Origin of the sequence: Phenylobacterium sp., assembly GCF_036501465.1 — a bacterium.
GTDB lineage: Bacteria > Pseudomonadota > Alphaproteobacteria > Caulobacterales > Caulobacteraceae > Phenylobacterium.
This window is the reverse complement of sequence record NZ_DASYAF010000109.1, coordinates 1-17248: the sequence shown is the minus strand read 5'-3', so window position 1 is coordinate 17248 and position 17248 is coordinate 1. Positions and strand designations below refer to the sequence as shown.

Here is a 17248-nt window from a genome sequence, read left to right as displayed (position 1 = left end):
CGCCGGCCGCGAAACCCCTCATCCGTCAGCCTCCGGCCGACACCTTCTCCCACAAGGGGAGAAGGGACCTGATTACCGGCAGACCTCCACGACGCGCGGCACATAGCGGCCGTTCCAGCCGTAGTAGCCGCCGCGGGTTTCGGTGAAGCAGCGACGGTAGTCGCGATAGTCGCCGCGGTGGTCGATGCGCTCATAGGCGCGCACCTCGTTGCGCCGCCAGGCGTCGCGGTCGTAGCCGCCGCGGTGGTCGTAGGGCTGCGCCATCACGGTCGCGGGGGCGGCGAGCGAAACCAGGGTCGCGCCCGCCAGGGCCAGGGTCTTCAAGGTCATCGCCAGCTCCTTTGCCGGAGTGGGCCGGGGGATCCGGCCCGATGACACGCAGGATGCGCCGGGCCGTCTGAACGGCCTCGGAGCCCGACCTTTAGCTGCGGTTCACGGGTCTTTAGCCGCCGTTCAGCTTTCCCCGGTTCCGCTCGTCCCGGCGAAAGCCGGGATCCATGGGGCGTCGGCAATTGGCCCTCGACCGCGCAACACCGGCAAGGCAGCTTGGGTCCCGGCTTTCGCCGGGATGAGCGGGTGAAATGGATCGGGGTCCAGAACTGGAGTCGGGCAAGGCCTACGAGGGCCTGGACCTGTCGGCCCATGACTTCGACGACCGCGACCTGTCGGATATCAAGCTCACCGCCTGCGTCTTCACCGACGCCCGGCTCTCCGCCGTCCTCATGCCCGGCGCGCGGTTCACGGAATGCCGGTTCGTGCGCTGCCGCTTCGCCCATGCCGACCTGCGCGAGGCCGCCTTCATCCGCTGCGGATTCGCCGATCCGGACAGCCACGCCGGCGTCGAGATCGCCTTCTCCCAGTTCGACCAGGCGCGGTTCGAGGCATGCGACCTCTCCTTCGCCGACATCGACCGGACCAGCCTGTGGTCGGTGGAATTCCGTGACACCAACCTGCGCGGCGCCCGCTTCCACCGCGCCGATTTCTCCCGCGCGCTCAGCCCCAGGACGATCCACACGGCCGCCACCTTCGCCCGCTGCAACCTGGAGCTGGCCGACCTCAGCGACGCCGGCCTGAAGACCTGCGACCTGTCCGGCTCGTCGCTGCGCGAGGCGGACCTGACCGGCGCCGACCTCACCGCCGCCGACCTCACCGACTGCGACCTCTTTCAGGCGCTGACCTCGGGCGCGCGGCTGGGCGGGGCCGACCCGCGGCGCGCGGAGGTTTCCGGCCTCGACCTCTCGGGGCTCGCCGACTATGCGGGGATGAAGATCACGCCCGCCCAGCAGACCGTGCTGCTGGCGGCGATGGGGCTGGATGTGCGCCCGGAATAGGCGCGGAACGTCAGTCCTTGAAACGGCTGTCGCGGGCCTTGGCCTTCGCCGGCCAGGTGCGGCAGGCCACCGCCAGCGTCACCGAGCCCAGCACCGCGGTCAGCGCGCCGGCCCATTGGACGGCGTTCATGCCCTCGTAGGCGTAGTGGCCGGCGAGCGCGCCCGAGATCACCACGGCGAAGGCCGACAGCCATTCGAGGATTTCCTGGGTGTTGATCATGGCGGGCCCCAATTTGCGGACGAGACGGGTCTCTTGGCGGGATTCGAAAAACGACGCGCGCACTCAAGCCGGGGCTGGTTAGCGAAAGGTGGAGATTGGCGCGATGTGGCATTGGGGCGCATCGGCCGGGCGGCTATAGCAAGGGCCTTGGCGACGGAGGTTTTCGATGGATGACGTGGCGTTGAACCGGTTCGTGGACCAGGTCTGGGAGGGCGAGATCACGCCCGCGCTGGTCGACTACATCCGCATCCCCGCCAAGTCGCCGGCCTTCGATCCGGAGTGGGAGAAAAGCGGCTTCATCGACCAGGCCGTCGAGCACATGGCCGGCTGGGCGCGCGGCAAGATCGAGGCCCTGCCGGGCGCGACCCTGGAGGTGGTGCGCCTGCCCGGCCGCACCCCGGTGATCCTGATCGAGAGCCCTGGCGACCTTGAAGGCGGCGACCTCGACGACACGGTCCTGCTCTACGGCCACCTGGACAAGCAGCCGGAGATGGTCGGCTGGTCCGAAGGCCTGGGCCCCTGGGAGCCGGTGATCAAGGACGACAGGCTCTATGGCCGCGGCGGCGCTGACGACGGCTACGCCATCTACGCCTCGGTCACCGCCCTGCTCGCGCTGCGGGACCAGGGCGTGAAGTGCGCCCGCTGCGTGGTGCTGATCGAGGCCTGCGAGGAGAGCGGCTCCTACGACCTGCCGTTCTACGTCGACCATCTGAAGGACCGCATCGGCGCGCCCTCGCTGGTGATCTGCCTGGATAGCGGATGCGGGAACTACGACCAGCTCTGGCTCACCACCTCGCTGCGCGGCCTGGCCGGCGGCCTGCTCACCGTCGAGGTGCTGAGCGAGGGCGTCCACTCCGGCGACGCCTCCGGCCTGGTCCCCGACAGCTTCCGCCTGGCCCGCCAGGTGCTGTCGCGCTTCGAGGACGAAAAGACCGGCGCGATCGGCCCCAAGCCGTTCAACGTCGAGATCCCCGCCGAGCGCCAGGCCCAGGCCAAGGTCGCCGCCCAGGCCCTGGGCGAATCCATATGGCGCCGGTTCCCCTTCGCCGGGACCACCGCGCCGCCGAGCCGCGACCTGGCCGAGCTGATCCTCAACCGCACCTGGCGCCCGGCCCTGACGGTGATCGGGGCGGCGGGCCTGCCGGCTCCGGCCAACGCCGGCAATGTCCTGCGGCCCGCCACCGCCCTGGCGCTTTCCGTGCGCCTGCCGCCCACCGCCGATCCGGACGCCTGCATCAAGGCGCTCGCCGACACGCTGACCGCCGAGCCGCCGCAGGGCGCCGTCGTGAAATTCGAGGGCAAGCAGGCGAGCCCCGGCTGGAACGCCCCGCCGCTGCAGCCCTGGCTGGAGGCCGCAGTCCAGCGCGCCAGCCATGCGACCTTCGGGCGCGAGGCGGCGATGATGGGCGAGGGCGGCACCATCCCGTTCATCGGCATGCTGGGCGAGAAATTCCCCGACGCCCAGTTCCTGATCACCGGCGTGCTGGGCCCGGCCTCCAACGCCCACGGCCCCAACGAATTCATCCACCTGCCGACCGGCCGCAAGGTCACCGCCGCCGCCGCCCTGATCCTCGCCGCCCATGCCCAGCGGCCGCGCTGACCGCGCTCTTCCCCTGCGAAGCGGGGGAGGTGGCGGCGCAGCCGACGGAGGGGGCGCTCCGCCGCACTTGCGCCGGCGCAGTTCCGCCCCACTTCCAGCCTGACCATTCGGGGGAACCTCATGCGCGCGATCGTCGAGCTGTGGCTGAGCCAGCTCTACAAACTCACGGTCCTGTGGCCCGCCTGGCTGCTGACGCCGCAGGGCCGGCGCGCGGTCTTCAAGCCCCGGACGATCTGGCGGATCGCGCTGGCCTTGGTCTTCGTCGGCGCCTTGGCCGCCATGCTGCAGGCGGCGGCCATGCCGCCGGACTTCGCGCTGATCGGCGCCGGCGACGTCATGGCCTATGTGGACGTCGCGGTGATCGCCGGGGTCGCTGGCGCGTCGGCGGTGGTGAAGGCGCTGATCGCCTGGTCGCGCCGGCGAGGCCGCGGGCCGGTCCAGGTCGCGGCCCGGCGCGAACGCCGGACCGCGATGCGCCGCCGCGGGCCACGGCGGTCGCGACCGCCCGCCAACGACGACGGCTTCCCAGGCGGACGCTGGACCGTCGCCGCCTGAGCCCTTTGATCCAGCCTGGGCGACGCCCGGCCGGCTCTACGCGATGACGCTAAGCTGCGTCCCGAGGGCGTCGCATGATGCAAATGGACTAGATCGCGGCCCCAGGCGGCGCCAGATTGCCGCACCCCCCAAGTCCAGTGTGTAGGGCCGCGCCATGATCTCCAGATACGCCGTCGTCGCCTTCCTGATCGCGCCCCTGGTCGCCGCGCCGGCCCTGGCCTCGGCCCAGCCGTCAAGCGCGCCCGCGGGCGATGCGACCACCCGGCCGCCGCGCAACGCCCAGGGGACCGGCGTCGTCACCGCCGTCGATCCGGCCGGCGGCACGGTGACGCTCAAGCACGACCCGATCCCGGCGCTGGGCTGGCCGTCGATGACCATGGACTTCAAGGCCGCGCCGGCCCTGATCGCCAAGCTGAAGGTCGGCGAAAAGATCGCCTTCGACGTCAACGAAGGCCACATCGTCCCGGAGATCACCGCGGCGCGAAAGCGCTAGGCCGGCGCCTAGGACTTTAGTCCTACGACTTTGGTCCAATTTACCTGCCGCCCGTGAAGGCTCACCTTCGCCATGGCTTCGGCTTCGGCCTGAAGGTTCGAGTTCCTCGTCTCTCCCCACCGGGCGAGGGCGGGTGGGAAGCGTTCGCCAGGTTTTTGGACTGGACCCGCGCGGGCGCTTCCCGCCCCAACCTCGTCTGGAACCTTCAGCGCATGAGAAAGGGCCGCGTCGGCGAGACGCGGCCCTTTCAATTTCCCCAACGGTGAGGATCAGGCCGTCGGCGGGGTCGCCGGCGTGGTGTCCGACGGCGGGGCCGCGGTCGGCGCGTTGGCGCTCGGCGGGATCGCGGTCTGCGGCGCGCCCTGGGTGGTCGGCGGGCTCACCGCCGAAGGGGCCGGGGGCGCGACCGGGGTCACCGCCTGCGGGGCCGGGGCCGGCGTGGTCTTCGGCAGGTTCAGCACCAGGGGCGCCGGGCCGGGGTTCGCCGCTTGCGGCGTCGGCGACGGCGCGGGCGCCGTGGTGCTCACGTCGGCCGTGGCGTCGGACGCGCTGGGGCTGGCGCTACGGCTGTGGGTCACCGCACGGCTGTGGGTGACCGTCCGCCTGCCGTCGGCCGTGGTGGTGGTCCGGGTGGTGTTGGTCACCGTCCTGGCGGCGGCGGGCGGGGTCGCCTGCGCGAGTTGGCTGGGCGCCGCCGGGGTCGCGGCCGGCGGGGTCGCGGTGGTGTCGGCGGGCGGCGTCGGGGCCGTCTCGGCCGCGCCGTTCGGGCCGCCGGGCGTCAGCTCGGCCATGCTCTGGTCGTGCGGGCGGGTGGCGTACCAGCCGGCCGCGGCGATGGCGCCCAGCACCACGATGCCGGCGGCGATCGCGATCGGGGCGGTGGAGTTCTTCATGCCCGCGCTGCGGCCGCGGGCGGTCGGGGTGCGGGTCCGGGTCTTGCCGCGTTCCCAGGCCGGGACGCCGGCGAACGGCGTTTCGGACTGCGATTCCGGAGCGGCGTTGAAATCCATGGTCATAAGTAGTCCCTCCAGAGGGTGGGGATTGTCGGAGGCTGAGAACGACCGCCCCCGGGGCCGGTTCCGCTTCCGGAAATCTCCAGCCTGGCCATTGGTCATTTTCCGGCGGGCGCCGCCACCGTCTCGCGGAGTCCAGATTCTTTGAATGAATACAGATGATTATCAAAATCCGGATGGCGGCGGAATCAGCCCCTATCCGGCCGTTCGCAGCCTGCGCCCGGCGCCAAATGACCTTATTTCCGACCTTGTCGCGGCCGAGCTTTGTCAGGAAGTCCTTGACAGTCGAAACCGTCAGGATATACCTGACAGTCAGGTCAACCCTGACGAGGATGCGATGCCCAAAGCCGAACCCAGGAAACCCGCCCGGACGGCCGCGGAAGCCAAGGCCCGCCGCAAGCTGGAGCGCTTCACCGGCCACAAGCTGCCCAAGGCCCTGCACTGCTCCTTCTGCGGCAAGTCACAGGTCGAGGTGGAGAAGCTGATCGCCGGGCCCACGGTGTTCATCTGCAACGAATGCGTCGCCATGTGCGACGAGATCGTGGCCGGCCGCCCGGTCCCGGACAACGGCTACACCAAGCCCCTGGAGCGCTCCACCGACCAGCTCCTCACCCTCATGGGTTCGGTGAACTACGCCGCCGACGCCGGCCGCGATTTCCTGCAGCAGATCGTCGACACCCTGCGCGGCCGCGAGGTGAGCTGGGCCGATATCGGCCAGGCGCTCGGCGTCTCCCGCCAATCGGCCTGGGAGCGGTTCTCGTAGTTATCCGACGTCATGGCCGGGCTTGTCCCGGCCACCCATACGCACCGGTGCTTCAAGCCGAAGCGCGGCCTTGATGCGGCGACCTCTTCCGCGGGCGACAGGGTCCATGGGCGGCCGGGACAAGCCCGGCCATGCCGTACGAGGATCGAGCCCTCAAACCCACGATCTCCTCGCCTCGGATGCGCGTTTCCGGAAAGGTCTGATTAATCATTTGTGTCCCGGGCGCCGCGTTCGCCGCGCGGCGAGCCGATGCGGCGCTTTGCGCCCCCGCAAGAACTTGACCCCGTCGTCGGCGCGCTCCCAAGCTGGCGGCGTCGTCGGAGGTGGGGATGCCGCTCAAGGCCAGGCTGCAGCGCGAATGGCGCTTCCTGCGCGGCCTCAACCGGACGCTGAAGCGTGTCAAATCGATCGCCGCCGACAGCAGCAATCTGATCTGCGACGACCTGCAGGCGGCGGTGGACGAATTCCGCGACCGCACCGCCATGACCTTCGAGGGCCGCACGGTCAGCTACGCCGAGCTGGACGCCATCGCCAACCGCTTCGCCCACTGGGGCAAGGGCCAGAACCTGCGCCGCGGCCAGACCGTGGCGCTCTTCATGCCCAACCGGCTGGAGTATTTCGCCGTCTGGTACGGCCTGTCGAAGATCGGCGTGGTCACCGCGCTGATCAACAACCAGCTCTCGGGCCTGGCCCTGGCGCACTGCCTGAACATCTCCGGCGCGGCCTGCCTGATCGTCGACGCCGAGACCTGCGCGGTGTTCGAGGCGGCCAAGGGCCTGCTCGACCGGCCGCTCACCCAGTGGGTGCTGGGCCCCGCGCACGGCGAACAGCGTGACCTCGTCCAGGCGCTGAAGAGCTGCTCGAGCCTGCCGCCGGACCGGATCGTCCGCGAGGACGTCCGCGCCCACGACACGGCCCTGCTGATCTTCACCTCCGGCACCACCGGCCTGCCGAAGGCCGCGCGCATCACCCACGTGCGCGCCCAGCTCTACATGCGCGGCTTCGCCGGCGCGACGGGGGCCAAGCCGGCCGACCGCATCTATATCGCCCTGCCGCTCTACCACGCGACCGGCGGGCTCTGCGCGCTCGGCGCGGCGCTGCTGAACGGCGGCTCGGTGTTCCTGCGGCGTCGGTTCTCGGCGACCCATTTCTGGGCCGAGGCGGCGGCCGAGGGCTGCACCATGTTCGTCTATATCGGCGAGCTCTGCCGCTACCTGGTGAACCAGCCGCCGGGCGAGGACGACACGCGCCACAAGATCCGGCTGGCCTTCGGCAACGGCCTGCGCCCTGACATCTGGCCGGTGATGAAGAGCCGTTTCCACATCGCCGAGATCCTGGAGTTCTACGGGGCGACCGAGGGCAACGTCTCGATGTTCAACTTCGACGGCCGCGAGGGCGCCATCGGCCGCGCGCCCAAGTGGCTGCGCAAGCGCTTCAACGTGCGCCTGATCCAGTTCGACGTGGAGGCCGGTGAGCCGATCCGCGGGGTGGGCGGCCTGGCCATCGAATGCGGCCCCGGCCAGGTCGGCGAATGCATCGGCCACATCGCCGGCGACGCGCGCAGCGAATACGCGGGCTATATCGACAAGGCGGCGTCGGAGAAGAAGGTGCTGCACGACGTCTTCGAGAAAGGCGACCGCTGGTTCGCCACCGGCGACCTGATGAAGACCGACGCCGACGGCTACTTCTATTTCGTCGACCGCATCGGCGACACCTTCCGCTGGAAGGGCGAGAACGTCTCCACCAACGAGGTGGCCGAGCGCCTGCTGGGCTGCCCGGGCGTGAAGGAAGCCAATGTCTACGGGGTGACGGTGGAGGGCCACGAGGGCCGCGCCGGCATGGCCGCGCTGGTCGTCGGCCCGGACTTCGACATCAAGGCGTTCGGCGACATGGCCGGGCGCGACCTGCCGTCCTACGCCCAGCCGCTGTTCGTCCGCGTCCTGCCGGCATTGGACACCACCGGCACCTTCAAGACCCGCAAGCTCGACCTGATCGCCGACGGCTACGACCCCGCCAAGATCAAGGGCCCGCTGTTCTTCAAGGACGCCAAGCGCGGCTATGTGAAGATCACCAAGTCGGTTTTCGAGCGGATCGGGGCCGGAGCGGTGAAGGTCTGAATGCGCGCCGCTGGCGGGCTCCTGGCGCTTCTCGGGGCGATAGGCGGCCTGGCCGGCGCGACGCCCGCCCTGGCGCAGGGCGCCGACGCCAAGCCGCCCACGATCGAGGATCGGCTCTCGGCCTATTTCAACGCACCCAACACGCCGGAGACCTACCGCGCCCTGACCGGTCAGGGCGATCCGCACATCGCGTCCGCGAGCCCCACGACCTGGTCCTTCGTCGCCCGGGACAACCTGGACGCGCCCCTGCTGCAACGGCTGTTGCCCGCCGGCGGGTCCGACTATTTCGTCGATCTGGGCGACTGCCGGGTGGACTACGCGCTGGAGACCTTGAAGGCGCGGATCGCCACCCTGGGCGAGGACCACCCGTATGTCCGGCGCTGGATCGAGGTCCAGCGGGCGGTGTTCCAGGCCTGCGGGGCGAGGCGTGAGCGGGCGTCGCCCGCTGTCACGGCGCTGCCGCCGCCGCTGGCCATCACCGATTCCAGCCTCGCCAGGCTGCAGGCCGACGACCGCGCCTACCAGGCCGCCGCGCTCAGCTTCTATCGCGGCGACCGGGCGGGGGCGCTGGCCGCGTTCCAGCGGATCGCCGGCGGCTCGTCGCCCCATCGGCTGATCGCCCGCTACATGGTGGCCGCCATCCACGCCGGTTCGGGTCCCGACCGCTACGGTCAGTCCGAGCCCATGGTTCCGCCCGCCCAGTCGATCGCCGAGCTGCAGGCCATGCTGGCCGATCCGGCGCTGAAGCCGATCCATCCGATGGTGCAGACCCTGTTGGGCTGGGTGGGCGCCACGGTCGCCGACGCCGTGACCCGCAAGGCCCAGGTCGCGGCCACCCTGGCGGCGCTGGAAGCGCCCGCCGGCCAACTGGCTGACGATCCGCAGGCGCGCCGCCGCTACGCGCTTGCGCGCGACGACATCGACCACCTCCACAGCTTCGGGTCGGATCGGGACCCGGCCTGGTGGCTGGGCGCCGGGCCGCCGGAGGATTTCACCGCCAGCCGCGCGATGATGGAGCAGGCGCGCACCGATCCGCTGGCCGCCTGGGTGCTCGTCCCGCGGCCCTACGACCAGGACCGCCCCTGGGCGCCGTTTTCCGAGGGCGGCGCCGCCGGCTGGTGGCCGCTCGAGACCTATATCCAGAAGGCCGCGGCCGCGGGCGGTCCGGCGGCGGTCGCCTGGCTGCATCTGCGGCGCGCCTTCGACCGCGAGTACGACGCGAAGCTGTGGGACACGGTGCAGGCCGAAGAGACCGCCGCAGCCGCAGGCGAGGAGCCGGCGATCGCCGCGCTCGCCTTCGACTTCTACCATCAGGTGCGGCTGGCGCTCGGCGGCTGGCGCACGCCCCGCGCCCAACCCGACGCCAGGTTCCAGGCGGCGCTGGCGGCCATGACCGCCTTCCCGTTCAAGGGCGGCGCGCCCTATCGCGCGGCGCGCCACGACGGGCTGCAGTTCCTGATGACCGCCGGGCGGCTGGCGGACGCGCGGGCCTGGCGCGACGCGCTCTATCCCACCGACCAGACGTCGTGGACCCTTCCGCCGGATGACGCGACCCTGCTGCAGATCCTGGCGGAGGACCAGGCGCACTTCGCGCTCGCCCTGGCCTCGCCGAGCGACCTGTCGCTGCAGAACAACCTGTCGATCGCCACCCTCGACCGACTTTCGGCCGATCCCGCCGTCCCGCGGACGCTGCGCGCCCGCTTCGCGCGCGTCGCCTGGAGCCGGACCTACGCCCTGGGCCGGACCGTGGACGCGGCGCTGGATCGCCGGATGCGGGAGCTGAACCCGGGGCTGGTGGCGAACTGGAGTTCAAGGCCCGGGCGGCCGGTGCGCCCGGACGACCGCCGCGTCCTGCTCGACGTCCTGCGCTCGCCAGGGCTCAATATCCTCATCGTCGACAACGATCGCGACACCGAGCCCACCGGCGCGGACGACCAGAACCCCGGCCTCACCCGGATCGACCTCTACAACCACGACGACGACAACTGGTGGTGCGCCTGGAAGACCGGCCACAACGCGCGTGCGCTGCAACAGGACCTGAAGTCGGTGTTCTTCGGGTGGGAGAGCCTGTCGCTGGCCGACGGCTCGCAGGCCTATGACCTGCACGACGGGCTGCGGCCCGCGCTCGCCGCCAGCTTCGCCTTCCGCAGCCAGGACCCGGCCGAACAGCTCGCCCTGACCGCCATACCCTGCGCCCCGAAGCTGCTCAGCGAACGGACCCTCGACTGGGTCCGCCACACCGCTTTCTTCCGCAGCCGCGACGGCCAGGCCGAAGCCCTGGCGCTGGCGGTGAAGACCACGCACTACGGCTGCTATTCGGACGGGCCGCACGGCGCCTATTCGAAGGCGGCCTGGACCGAGCTGCACACCCGCTTCCCCGATACCGACTGGGCCCGGCGCACCCGCTACTGGTTCGATTGCCCCTTGGGCGGCAAGGACTGCCCCGCCGTCTCCGACCCTTAGGGCCGGCATCCAATCCGGCGCTCAACGGCGACTAGTCAGGCAGAGGCCGCGCCCGCGCGCCCGATATTCAAGGGGACCCATGGTGTTCAAGCTCTTCCTCGGCCTCGCGGCGACTCTCGCCGTTTCGACCGCCGCCGTCGCCCAGCCTGCTTCCGACCCCAACCGCCTGTTCGCCGACTCCAGGCTGGTGGTCCGCGACCGGTTCTCCGACGAGATCGTCGGCAAGGGGCCGGACCTGGTGCTGATCCCGGGCCTGGCGTCCTCGCGCGCCACCTGGAAGGCGACGGCCGAGCGGCTCAAGGGCCACTACCGCCTGCACCTGATCCAGATCGCGGGCTTCGCCGGCGAGCCGGCGCGGGGCAACGCCGCCGGCGAGGTCCTGGTCCCCACCGCCGAGGCCATCGACGCCTATCTGGTGCAGCAGAAGCTGACGCCGGCGACCATCGTTGGCCATTCGCTCGGCGGCACCACCACGCTCTACATCTCCGAGCAGCATCCCGAGCACGTCAGGAAGGCGATGATGGTCGACAGCCTGCCCTGGCTGGCGGCCCTGATGGCGCCGCCCGGCACGACGCGCGCCCAGATCGAGGCCCAGATGGGCAGGATGCGCGACATGATGAACGCCCAGGCCGGCAAGCCGATGACCGCCGACCAGCTGGAGCCGCAGATGGCGCAGATGTCCAAGGCCAAGGACACCCGCCACAGGGTCGCCGAATGGGGCGTGGCCAGCGACCGCACGGTGGTGGCGCGCGCCATGTACGAGGACACGATGCTCGATCTCGGCCCGGGCCTGGCGACGCTGAAGACCCCGATGGTCCTGCTCTATCCCGACTATGTGCCGCTGGGCATGCCGGCGGCGGCGGCCAAGAGCCGCTACGAGGCCGCCTATGCGCCGGCCAGGACGGTGAGCGTACGGATGGTGACCGATTCCGCGCACTTCATCATGCTCGACAACCCCGCGGCCTTCGACGCCGAGCTCGACGCTTTCCTGGCCAAGAAATAGCGGTCTAGGGTGCGGCTCGAGTCCGTCACCGGGGGTGAGCCGCATGCGTCCTGTTTTCCGATCGATCCTTCTGGCCGGCGCGGCAGCGCTGATCGCCTCCTCCGCCAGTGCTGCCGGGAAGCTCGATGTGGTTCGGGCCAAGGCCCAGATCGACGCGGGCCTCGCCAAGGACTACGGCCACCTCGACGCCCTCTACCGCGACATCCACCAGCATCCGGAGCTGGCGTTCCAGGAAAACGAGACCGCCGCCAAGCTCGCCAAGGAGATGCGCGCCCTTGGCTTCGAGGTCACCGAGCATGTCGGCAAGACCGGCATCGTGGCGATCTACCGGAACGGCCCCGGCCCGACGGTGATGGTGCGCACCGAGCTCGATGCGCTCCCCATGGAGGAGAAGACCGGCCTGCCCTACGCCAGCCACGCCACCCAGATGTGGAACGGCAAGCCCTCGCCGGTGGCGCACAGCTGCGGCCACGACATCCACATGGCCGCCTGGGTCGGCGCGGCCCAGCAGCTGGTGGCCATGAAATCCCAGTGGCACGGCACGCTGATGTTCATCGGCCAGCCGGCGGAGGAGGCGATCGGCGGGGCCAAGGCGATGATCGCCGACGGCCTGTTCACCCGCTTCCCCAAGCCCGACCTGGGCTTCGCCCAGCACGTGACCCCGGCGCCGGCCGGCCTCGTCTCCTATCGGGCCGGCGTCAACACCTCCAACGCCGACGGCTTCGAGATCACCTTCTACGGCAAGGGCGCCCACGGCTCGCGCCCGCAGCTTTCCATCGACCCGGTGATGGAGGCCGCCCGCTTCACCGTCGACGTGCAGAGCGTGATCAGCCGCGAGAAGGACCCCGCCGCCTTCGGGGTGGCCGGCGTGGGCGCGATCCAGGCCGGCAGCGCCGGCAACATCATCCCCGACCAGGCGATCGTGCGCGGCACCATCCGCAGCTACGACACCGAGGTGCGCAGGAAGCTGAAGGACGGCGTGGCCCGCACCGCCCGCGCCGCGGCGGCGATGGAGGGCGCGCCGGAGCCCAAGGTGGACTTCGACCAGGGCGCCGACGCCGTCGTCAACGATGCGGCGATCACCGCGCGCACCGCCCCGGTGTTCAAGGCGGCGTTCGGGGCCAGGGCGGTCGAGGCGCCGGCCCCCGGCTCGGCCAGCGAGGACTATTCGGCCTATGTCATCGCCGGCGTGCCCTCGCTGTACTGGAGCCTGGGCGGCATCGATCCCAAGGTCTACGCCGACTACAAGGCCAAGGGCCAGGAGCCGCCCGGCAACCACACCCCGCAGTTCGCGCCCGCCCCGGAGCCCAGCATCAAGACCGGCGTCGAGGCCATGACCCTGGCGGTTCTCAACGTGCTGAGCTGAAAAACCTCCCCCGTTTCAACGGGGGAGGGGGACCACAACGTGGTGGAGGGGGCGTTGGGGCCGTGCGCCAACCGATCCGCCGCGGATGGGACAGCGCCCCCTCCACCGCTTCGCGGTCCCCCTCCCCCATGAATGGGGGAGGTTCTTTGGCGTCGATGCTCGGCGCCCGCCCGGTGACTCGCCTATATTCCTCCCATGCCGGACGACATGGCCGCCGCGACGCCCCTGAAGGGCGCGGCGCTGATCAAGGATGAGGTGAAGCGCCTGCCGGACAAGCCGGGGGTCTACCGGATGATGGGCGAGGACGGCGAGGTGCTCTACGTCGGCAAGGCGCGATCCTTAAAGAAGCGCGTCAGCCAGTACGCCCAGGGCCGTTTCCACGCCCCGCGCATCGGCAATATGGTCCACGCCACGCGCGCGATGGAGTTCATCGTCACCCGCACCGAGGCCGACGCCCTGCTGCTCGAGATCAACCTGATCAAGCAGCTGAAGCCGAAGTTCAACGTCCTGCTGCGCGACGACAAGTCCTTCCCGGAGATCGTCATCCGCCGCGAGCATCCGGCGGCCCAGTTGCGCAAGCACCGCGGCGCCCACTCGATCAAGGGCGACTACTTCGGCCCCTTCGCCAGCGCCTATTCGGTGAACAAGACACTCAACACCCTTCAGAAGGCCTTCCTGCTCCGCTCCTGCTCCGACAGCGTCTACGAGAGCCGCACGCGCCCCTGCATGCTGCACCAGATCAAGCGCTGCGCGGCGCCCTGCACCGGTCTCATCGGCCTCGACGACTACGCCGCCCTGGTCGACCAGGCGGAGGATTTCCTCCGAGGCCGCTCGCGCCTGGTGATGGGCCGGATGGCCGCCGAGATGCAGGCGCTCAGCGACGACATGGAGTTCGAGCGCGCCGCGCGCCTGCGCGACCGCATCCGCGCGCTGGCCAGCGTCGCCCAGGAGACGGTGATCAACCCCACCACCTTCGAGGAAGCCGACGTCTTCGCCATCCACGCCGAGGGCGGCCAGGCCTGCGTCCAGGTGTTCTTCTTCCGCGCCGGCCAGAACTGGGGCAACCGGGCCTACTTCCCCCGCGTGGCGTCGGACGACGAGGCCCCCGACATCATGGGCGCCTTCATCGGCCAGTTCTACGACGACAAACAGGTCCCCAAGCTGATCCTCACCAACGTCGTCCCCGCCGAGGCCGCGCTGCTGGCCGAGGCCTTCGCCCAGAAGACCGGCCGCAAGGCCGAGATCGCCACCCCCCAGCGCGGCGAGAAACGCCAGCTGGTCGACCACGCCGTCACCAACGCGCGCGAAGCGCTGGGCAGAAAAATGAGCGAGAGCTCCGCCCAGGCCAAGCTGCTGGCCGGCGTCTGCGAGGCCTTCGGCCTGGAGGCGCCGCCGGAGCGGATCGAGGTCTACGACAACTCCCACATCATGGGCACGAACGCCGTGGGCGGCATGATCGTCGCCGGCCCCGCGGGCTTCCAGAAGTCCCAGTACCGCAAGTTCAACATCCGCGGGACCGACCTCACCCCCGGCGACGACTTCGGGATGATGAAGGAGGTGCTGCGCCGCCGCTTCGCGCGCCTGGCCAAGGAGGAAGAGGAGGGGATCCTCAGCGGCAAGGAACCCAGCTTCGCCCGCCCCGACCTGCTGTTGATCGACGGCGGCGCCGGCCAGGTGGCCGCCGTCCTGGAGGTCATGGCCGACCTGGGCGTCGAAGACATCGCCGTGGTCGGCGTCGCCAAGGGCGTCGACCGCGACGCGGGCATGGAGCGGTTCTTCATCCCCGGCAAGGAGCCGTTCCGCCTCGATCACAAGTCCCCGGTGCTCTACTACCTCCAGCGCCTGCGCGACGAAGCCCACCGCTTCGCCATCGGCACCCACCGCGCCAAGCGCGCCGCCGCCATGATCAAGAACCCCCTGGACGAGATCGAAGGCGTCGGCCCCGGCCGCAAGCGCGCCCTGCTGGCGGCGTTCGGCTCAGCGCGGGGGGTGAGCCGAGCGGGGGTGGAGGACCTGGCGAAGGTGGAGGGCGTGAACGCGGCGTTGGCCGAGCGGATCTATGGGTTTTTCAGGAAGGGGTAGGGGGGTGCTTGGCATCAAGCAGCGTGAGCACCGCTTGCGCGCTCGCCGCCGCGTCGGTCGTCAAAGCCGAGCTGAGCGCAGTTCTTACGAGACCCTGCGCATCCGGTGAACTGCGTTCGATCCATTCCACTGCCTCTGCGGCATGAATCCTCAACCATTCCGGCCCTCCCGTGTCCGTCAGGAGACGCGGAATGAGAACTGCGGCGACACGTTCCGACGGTGCCTGACTAGAAAGCTGGGCTATCAAGTCTGGTCCCATTACCGTTAGTAGTTGTGAGAGGTTCCGGGGTTCCATCTCCGTTAGATTCTTGGCCACCAGTCGCAGCAAGTCGACCCGGAGTTCTTTGGTAAGGCACTCCGCAACGACTACCCACCGTTCGCGTTGATCGTCAGGTGCTGAGCTACCTAATCCCGTGCAGGCGGTGGTTAATGCGACCAGAAGCGGAGAGGTCGTAAGCGCCATCGCATTTCGCGAGTTGGGCGAAAGGCCTTCAACTAGGATTAGCAAAGGACCACCGTTCGCAATCGCGGCGGTCCAGGTTTCGACAGATTCGTCTCTTAGCCGATCACGCAGGCCTTCGACTAGGGCGAGGCTTGTTTCTTCGCTCGCCCTTGCCACCGCGAGATAAATCTCAACGCTCTCGTGAAGCGGCAACGCAATGATGCGGAGCCAAAAGTTTTCTTGCTCGGAGACTGCTCGCCAAAATGCGGGAACCGGTAGTCGTGAGACTAGCCTGTGGTAGCTGGCCAAATCGCCGACGACATCATCTGTGGCACAGATTTGGGGTTGAGCTGTCGCCCGAAACGCAGCCACGGCGCGTATCAATTCGATCATGTTTGGAAGCGCGCGCATCCGCTCCATAAGCGGAGAGAGATTTGACGCGGGTTCCAGCTTCTCAAAGGACCGGCTGATAAGTGTCACCAATTCTGGGCGACGGTCGACGGTCTCGGCCCACCCTGACCCGTCGCGCGGGTCCACCGGAACCATGACGGCCAACATCAAAGCCGCTGGAGATGCAAGTTCTTCATCGCTCAGATCGGCAGGCAGCCGATCCCATGCATGACGAAAATCTTCGTCATTGCGCCAAATATCGAACTGCGAAGATATCAGTTCAACTTGCCCGCCGATCTCGGCTACGAGCTTCAGCGCCAGAACAGCGACGGAAGGATCACTCTGCGCAAATACGGCGTCTAGGGCCGAAACGAACTCCGTCCAGTCAGCGTCAGGTGGCGCAATTTCTGCGTATGCCGCCGCCGCCTTTGAGCCCACCGGCGCGGTGGGGGTCGAGCGCATGTAGGTGCTCAATTGTGTGATCACCGCCGCCGCTTGCGGCGCGCGGAGACAAACCAAATCATTTTTGCTGAAACCCTGAGCGAGCAAAGCCAAGTATAGACGGGTGTCCTGTGGTAGTGCGATCTCATATCGCTCTAAGCCACAGTTGCGTGCCTCAAGAGCGAGTTGTCGGATCAGCTTACCAGCCTGCAACGCGTCATCGTTGAGGTAATACTCAGGCTGCGAACGCTGCCAAAGCTGACCCAGCGCCGTGATGTAGGCGGGCTTTTGATCTTCAGGAAGCGAAGCAACGAGCGCAGCGACAGCGCCGTCGTCCCCGGCTTGCAAAGGTCCATCAGGAAGCGTCCCCAGTGCCCGGTTCCGAAGCTTCTGCCAGACGTTCCGCGCCCACGGTCGACTGGCAAAATCAGAATCTCGAAGCAAATTGGCGAAGCTTGACGGCCGCGGCGCTCCGCTAGAATCGAGGACACGATCTAGGTAGCGGTCGAAGCCCGGAATGGCCGCCAATTCAGCGAACTTCGCTGCGTCTCCATTCTGGACAGCAACACGGATCGGCTCTTCCATGAAGAGCTCGCTCGCCTTGGCTTTCTTCACACCGTAGTGCAGCGCCGCCACCGCGACCTGCCAATCTGGGTCGAATCCGGCGATCCCACCGGTTTCAAACTGAACGGCTGTGTGGATGTTCTCCGTGATATCGTCGCGGTTGCAGACATAGTAGGCGGTGGCTGCCGCGCTCTTGGGCTCATCAGCCCATTGCATCGAAAGCACTGCGATAGCATTGACGAAGCTGTTGAGGCTGCGCGGTGCGGTGAGAACCCGCTTTGGGTTTCGGCGATTGAAACCCTCGTAGATCGCCGCCACGACGAAGCGGTCGTCGTTATCTATATCGTCACCAAAGACCCGCTTTAGGCGATCTTGCAGATAATCTTGCCAACTCGACAGCACTGG

General features: G+C 68.9%; 13 protein-coding genes and 1 pseudogene. 10 read left to right on the top strand and 4 right to left on the bottom strand.

Annotated features, from left to right (window positions below):
- Positions 1 to 72 precede the first annotated feature (72 nt).
- Positions 73 to 330, bottom strand: coding sequence for a hypothetical protein (locus VGL85_RS12215; protein WP_331589218.1), 258 nt, complete (start codon positions 328 to 330; stop codon positions 73 to 75).
- A 251-nt stretch (positions 331 to 581) separates the two neighbouring features.
- Here VGL85_RS12215 and VGL85_RS12210 point away from each other — a divergent pair, with 251 nt between their 5' ends.
- Positions 582 to 1331, top strand: coding sequence for a pentapeptide repeat-containing protein (locus tag VGL85_RS12210; RefSeq protein ID WP_331589217.1), 750 nt, complete (start codon positions 582 to 584; stop codon positions 1329 to 1331).
- A 10-nt stretch (positions 1332 to 1341) separates the two neighbouring features.
- Here VGL85_RS12210 and VGL85_RS12205 read toward each other — a convergent pair whose 3' ends face one another.
- A complete protein-coding gene (locus VGL85_RS12205) occupies positions 1342 to 1551 on the bottom strand; it encodes a hypothetical protein (RefSeq protein ID WP_331589216.1) in 210 nt (69 codons plus the stop codon).
- 166 nt (positions 1552 to 1717) lie between these two features.
- Here VGL85_RS12205 and VGL85_RS12200 point away from each other — a divergent pair, with 166 nt between their 5' ends.
- From VGL85_RS12200 to VGL85_RS12190, 3 genes are all read left to right on the top strand, one after another.
- Positions 1718 to 3151, top strand: coding sequence for a M20/M25/M40 family metallo-hydrolase (locus VGL85_RS12200; RefSeq protein WP_331589215.1), 1434 nt, complete (start codon positions 1718 to 1720; stop codon positions 3149 to 3151).
- A gap of 120 nt (positions 3152 to 3271) precedes the next feature.
- Complete coding sequence (locus VGL85_RS12195; RefSeq protein ID WP_331589214.1) at positions 3272 to 3706, top strand: hypothetical protein; 435 nt, start codon at positions 3272 to 3274, stop codon at positions 3704 to 3706.
- Positions 3707 to 3860: 154 nt separating this feature from the next.
- The gene (locus VGL85_RS12190; RefSeq protein ID WP_331589213.1) at positions 3861 to 4199 is read left to right on the top strand and encodes a copper-binding protein; all 339 of its coding nucleotides are present in this window, start codon (positions 3861 to 3863) and stop codon (positions 4197 to 4199) included.
- 269 nt (positions 4200 to 4468) lie between these two features.
- On the opposite strand, the gene VGL85_RS12185 is transcribed toward VGL85_RS12190, so the two are convergent.
- Positions 4469 to 5209, bottom strand: a complete 741-nt coding sequence (locus tag VGL85_RS12185; RefSeq protein ID WP_331589212.1) for a hypothetical protein — start codon at positions 5207 to 5209, stop codon at positions 4469 to 4471.
- Between the two features lie 403 nt (positions 5210 to 5612).
- Between VGL85_RS12185 and VGL85_RS12180 the strand changes: the two are divergent.
- The 6 genes and pseudogenes from VGL85_RS12180 to uvrC form a co-directional block, all read left to right on the top strand.
- Positions 5613 to 5756: pseudogene (locus tag VGL85_RS12180) on the top strand (ClpX C4-type zinc finger protein); the annotation flags it as partial.
- Between the two features lie 548 nt (positions 5757 to 6304).
- The gene (locus VGL85_RS12175; RefSeq protein WP_331589211.1) at positions 6305 to 8092 is read left to right on the top strand and encodes a long-chain-acyl-CoA synthetase; all 1788 of its coding nucleotides are present in this window, start codon (positions 6305 to 6307) and stop codon (positions 8090 to 8092) included.
- Positions 8093 to 10555 carry a hypothetical protein gene (locus VGL85_RS12170; protein ID WP_331589210.1) on the top strand — a complete coding sequence of 821 codons (2463 nt, stop codon included), beginning with the start codon at positions 8093 to 8095 and terminating at the stop codon, positions 10553 to 10555.
- An 82-nt stretch (positions 10556 to 10637) separates the two neighbouring features.
- Positions 10638 to 11558, top strand: coding sequence for an alpha/beta hydrolase (locus VGL85_RS12165; protein WP_331589209.1), 921 nt, complete (start codon positions 10638 to 10640; stop codon positions 11556 to 11558).
- 43 nt (positions 11559 to 11601) lie between these two features.
- Positions 11602 to 12924, top strand: coding sequence for an amidohydrolase (locus VGL85_RS12160; protein WP_331589208.1), 1323 nt, complete (start codon positions 11602 to 11604; stop codon positions 12922 to 12924).
- Between the two features lie 195 nt (positions 12925 to 13119).
- Complete coding sequence (gene uvrC / locus VGL85_RS12155; RefSeq protein WP_331589207.1) at positions 13120 to 15006, top strand: excinuclease ABC subunit UvrC; 1887 nt, start codon at positions 13120 to 13122, stop codon at positions 15004 to 15006.
- On the opposite strand, the gene VGL85_RS12150 is transcribed toward uvrC, so the two are convergent.
- Positions 14993 to 17248: hypothetical protein (locus VGL85_RS12150; protein WP_331589206.1), on the bottom strand; the 2256-nt coding region annotated here is incomplete at its 5' end. The genes uvrC and VGL85_RS12150 overlap by 14 nt on opposite strands.

Excerpts from the sequence above, each read along its gene's own strand:
- VGL85_RS12215 (WP_331589218.1), bottom strand. The coding sequence starts at position 330 with ATGACCTTGAAGACCCTGGCCCTGGCGGGCGCGACCCTGGTTTCGCTC.
- VGL85_RS12210 (WP_331589217.1), top strand. The coding sequence starts at position 582 with ATGGATCGGGGTCCAGAACTGGAGTCGGGCAAGGCCTACGAGGGCCTG.
- VGL85_RS12205 (WP_331589216.1), bottom strand. The coding sequence starts at position 1,551 with ATGATCAACACCCAGGAAATCCTCGAATGGCTGTCGGCCTTCGCCGTG.
- VGL85_RS12200 (WP_331589215.1), top strand. The coding sequence starts at position 1,718 with ATGGATGACGTGGCGTTGAACCGGTTCGTGGACCAGGTCTGGGAGGGC.
- VGL85_RS12195 (WP_331589214.1), top strand. The coding sequence starts at position 3,272 with ATGCGCGCGATCGTCGAGCTGTGGCTGAGCCAGCTCTACAAACTCACG.
- VGL85_RS12190 (WP_331589213.1), top strand. The coding sequence starts at position 3,861 with ATGATCTCCAGATACGCCGTCGTCGCCTTCCTGATCGCGCCCCTGGTC.
- VGL85_RS12185 (WP_331589212.1), bottom strand. The coding sequence starts at position 5,209 with ATGGATTTCAACGCCGCTCCGGAATCGCAGTCCGAAACGCCGTTCGCC.
- VGL85_RS12175 (WP_331589211.1), top strand. The coding sequence starts at position 6,305 with ATGCCGCTCAAGGCCAGGCTGCAGCGCGAATGGCGCTTCCTGCGCGGC.
- VGL85_RS12170 (WP_331589210.1), top strand. The coding sequence starts at position 8,093 with ATGCGCGCCGCTGGCGGGCTCCTGGCGCTTCTCGGGGCGATAGGCGGC.
- VGL85_RS12160 (WP_331589208.1), top strand. The coding sequence starts at position 11,602 with ATGCGTCCTGTTTTCCGATCGATCCTTCTGGCCGGCGCGGCAGCGCTG.
- uvrC (WP_331589207.1), top strand. The coding sequence starts at position 13,120 with ATGCCGGACGACATGGCCGCCGCGACGCCCCTGAAGGGCGCGGCGCTG.